The 3,011-nt window shown below is 71.5% G+C and carries 5 protein-coding genes; 3 read left to right on the top strand and 2 right to left on the bottom strand.

The window, feature by feature from the left end:
* Positions 1–301, bottom strand: a 301-nt coding sequence (locus tag QM638_RS14275) for a hypothetical protein (protein WP_415142789.1), incomplete at its 3' end; no start/stop codon positions are given.
* Between the two features lie 155 nt (positions 302–456).
* Here QM638_RS14275 and QM638_RS14270 point away from each other — a divergent pair.
* From QM638_RS14270 to QM638_RS14260, 3 genes are read left to right on the top strand one after another with little or no spacing between them, the layout of a single operon-like run.
* Positions 457–978: a carboxymuconolactone decarboxylase family protein gene (locus tag QM638_RS14270; protein WP_415142787.1), complete on the top strand. Its 522-nt coding sequence runs from the start codon at positions 457–459 to the stop codon at positions 976–978.
* Positions 975–1,784 (top strand): SDR family NAD(P)-dependent oxidoreductase, encoded by an 810-nt coding sequence (locus QM638_RS14265; RefSeq protein WP_415142785.1) that lies wholly within the window; start codon positions 975–977, stop codon positions 1,782–1,784. Before QM638_RS14270 ends, QM638_RS14265 begins: the two co-directional genes overlap by 4 nt.
* Positions 1,777–2,670, top strand: coding sequence for an amidohydrolase family protein (locus tag QM638_RS14260; protein ID WP_415142784.1), 894 nt, complete (start codon positions 1,777–1,779; stop codon positions 2,668–2,670). The genes QM638_RS14265 and QM638_RS14260 overlap by 8 nt, the downstream gene beginning before the upstream one ends.
* Positions 2,671–2,775: 105 nt before the next feature.
* Here QM638_RS14260 and QM638_RS14255 read toward each other — a convergent pair.
* A partial coding sequence (locus QM638_RS14255) for a hypothetical protein (RefSeq protein ID WP_415142782.1) occupies positions 2,776–3,011 on the bottom strand: 236 nt, incomplete at its 5' end.

Below are 3,011 nucleotides of genomic sequence, written 5' to 3'. Positions count from 1 at the left end.
CGTCGGTGCGCCCGGCCGCGCCGGCGCCGACCACCTCGGCGACGCCGGCCGCGACCAGGCGGCGCAGATAGTCCGCCTTGGCGTCGTCGCTGGCGACCACGCCGGCCATCGTCTCGATGGAGCGCAGGGTCGAGTCGCGGAAGCGGATGGCGGACGGCATCGTGCCGACCACGCCCGGGTCCCGATTCAGCGGGCTGACCGACCACTTGCCCGGCTGATAGGCGCCGGGGGCGCGTCGTGCGGCGATCTCCGCTCGGAAGGTCGCGACCTCGGCGTCGGTGAAGACCTCGGGCTTCTGCACTGTTCCTCCTAGCTCGACTTCAATGTCGACACTACACGAGACAATTTGTCCCAGACTAGCGGCGTGGAGCGGCTCCGGCTCACGGGATGAGCCAGTCATCTCGACAAATGTGTCGACACTAGGGTAGAACTTGGGTGAACAAAGGAGGTTCGATCGTGCCCCGTGTACCCGAGGTGAGCCCCCAGGGCGAGGTAGCGGACCAGATCCGCCTGCGACGCCCCGGCGGAATTCTCCGCCCCATCGACCGGGTGTTGCTGCACAGCCCCCGGCTCGCCGCCGGCTGGAACCAGCTGCTCGGCGCCATCCGGACCCAGACCGACCTCCGGCCCGACCTGCGTGAGTTGATCATCCTCCGCATCGCCGTGCTCAACGGCGCGGCGTACGAGTGGGACTCCCACCTCGCCGACGCCGCGGCGGCCGGCATCGACGAGCGCCACCTCGCCGCCCTGCGCGCCGAGGAGCTCGATTCTGCGGCGTTCGACGATCTGCAGCTCGCCGTCCTTCGGCTCACCGACCGGCTGACCCGTGAGGTGGCCGTCGATGACGACGCGTTCTCGACCCTGGCCGACGAGCTCGGGGCGGCCCGACTCGTCGAGCTGGTGACCACGGTGGCCGCCTACAACATGGTCTCCCGCCTGGTCGTCGGCCTCGGCGTCGAGTCGGAGGCGGTCCGATGACTCACCCCGGTGGCCGGCTGACCGGCAAGACCGCGCTGATCACCGGTGCCGGCAGTGTCGGACCCGGCTGGGGCAACGGCCGGGCGATGGCCGTGGTCTTCGCCCGCGAGGGCGCCCAGGTCTTCCTGGTCGATCGCGACGAGGAGTCCCTGGAGACCACCGCACGCCGGATCCGCGACGACGGCGGGACGGTGGTCACCGCGCTCGGCGACGTGACCGATCCGGCGTCGGTCGAGGGCTTCGTCGGCCGCTGTGCCGACGAGCTCGACGGACTCGACATCCTGGTCAACAACGTCGGCGGCTCGCGGGCCGGCGGCGTCGCGGAGCTGAGCCTGACCGAGTGGGACAACCAGATCCGCACCAACCTGACCAGCGTCTTCCTCGGCTGCAAGTACGCCGTACCGCTGATGCGCGAGGCCGGTGGCGGGTCGATCATCAACGTCTCCTCGGTCTCCGGCATGCGCTACTCCGGTGCCGCCCAGGTCGGCTACGCCTCGGCCAAGGCGGCGATCATCCAGCTCTCCAAGGTCACCGCCGTCCAATACGCGGCCGACCGGGTGCGGGTGAACACGGTGGTCCCCGGGCAGCTGCACACCCCGATGGTCGAGGCCCGGCTGGCCGGCCAGCGAGCCGGCGGCGACGTGGAGAAGCTGCTGGCCCAGCGACAGGCCCGGATCCCGATCGGGTTCATGGGCGATGGCCGGGACACGGCGTACGCCGCCCTGTTCTTCGCCAGCGACGAGTCCCGGTTCGTGACCGGTGCGGAGATCGTCGTGGACGGCGGGATGTCGGTGCGTTGTGACTGAGACCGCCCCGCACCTGACCCAGCCGTCCCCGGGCAACCCCGGGCCGCATCCGCACCCGCGACGGCCACGACTGGAGCTGCCCCCTGGTAGCACCGACGCACACTGCCACGTCTTCGGCCCGCGGGACGTCTTCCCCTACGCCGCCGAGCGCACCTTCACCCCGCCGGACGCCCCGGCCGGCCAGGTCGCCGCGCTGCACCGGCTGCTCGGGCTGGAGCGGGCGGTCATCGTGCAGAGCTCCTGCTACGGCTACGACCACGCCGCGCTGCTCGATGCCCTGCGCGCCTCGCCCGCGACCCGGCGCGGAGTCGCGCTGATCGCTCCCGACGCCCCGCTCGCGGCGCTCGCGGAGCTGGACGCGGCGGGGGTCCGCGGCGCCAGGCTGCATTTCCTGCCCCACCTCGGCTCGAGTCCGGAGCTCGCCCAGCAGGCGACCCTTGCCCGGGTGGCCGAGCTGGGCTGGCACGCCGAGATCCACGTGCACGGCACCGGCGTCATCGACCATCAGCGGATGATCGCCTCGATCGACGGCCCGGTGGTGATCGACCACCTCGCCCGGATCGATCTGCGCGAGGGTGCCGAGGGGCCCGCCGTGCGAGCGCTGCGCTCCCTGCTGGAGCGCGGCAACGTCTGGCTCAAGGTGAGCGGGGTCGACCGGGTCTCGCTGGAGTCGGCGCCGTACGACGACGCGGTCGGCCTGGCGGCGGACTTCGTGGCCCGCTATCCCGACCGGGTCCTGTGGGGCACCGACTATCCGCATGTCAACATCGTCGGCGACGCACCCGACGACGGCCTGTTGGTGGACCTGCTGGAGCGGATCGCGCCGACCGCGGAGGCTCTGCAGCGACTGCTGGTCACGAACCCCGCCGAGCTGTTCGGATTCTGAGCCGGCTGGACCCGGGTGGACCGGCCGGGCTGACGGGGCCGGCGGCGGGACAGAGCTCGGCCAGCTCACCGTGACGGAGGTGAGCTGGCCGACCCGTCCCGTGCCTCACCCGGAGACGGTGATCGCTCCGGTGTAGGTGGTGCCCGCCTCCGGGGTGACCTCGGTGCCGTCGACGGTGACGGTCACCGACCCACTCGCCGAGGTGATCGCGGCCTCGTCGCTCAACGTCAGCGAGCTCAGGTAGGAGGTGCCACTCACCGTCCACACACTCGACCCGGCCAGCGTCACGATCACACCGTTGTTGACCACCTCGGCCGGCGTGTTGGTCACCACGCCGAGCT

This window comes from Nocardioides sp. (genome assembly GCF_047606145.1).
Lineage (GTDB): Bacteria > Actinomycetota > Actinomycetes > Propionibacteriales > Nocardioidaceae > Nocardioides.
The sequence above is the reverse complement of the archived record's forward strand: the minus strand, read 5'-3'. Positions and strand labels throughout refer to the sequence as shown.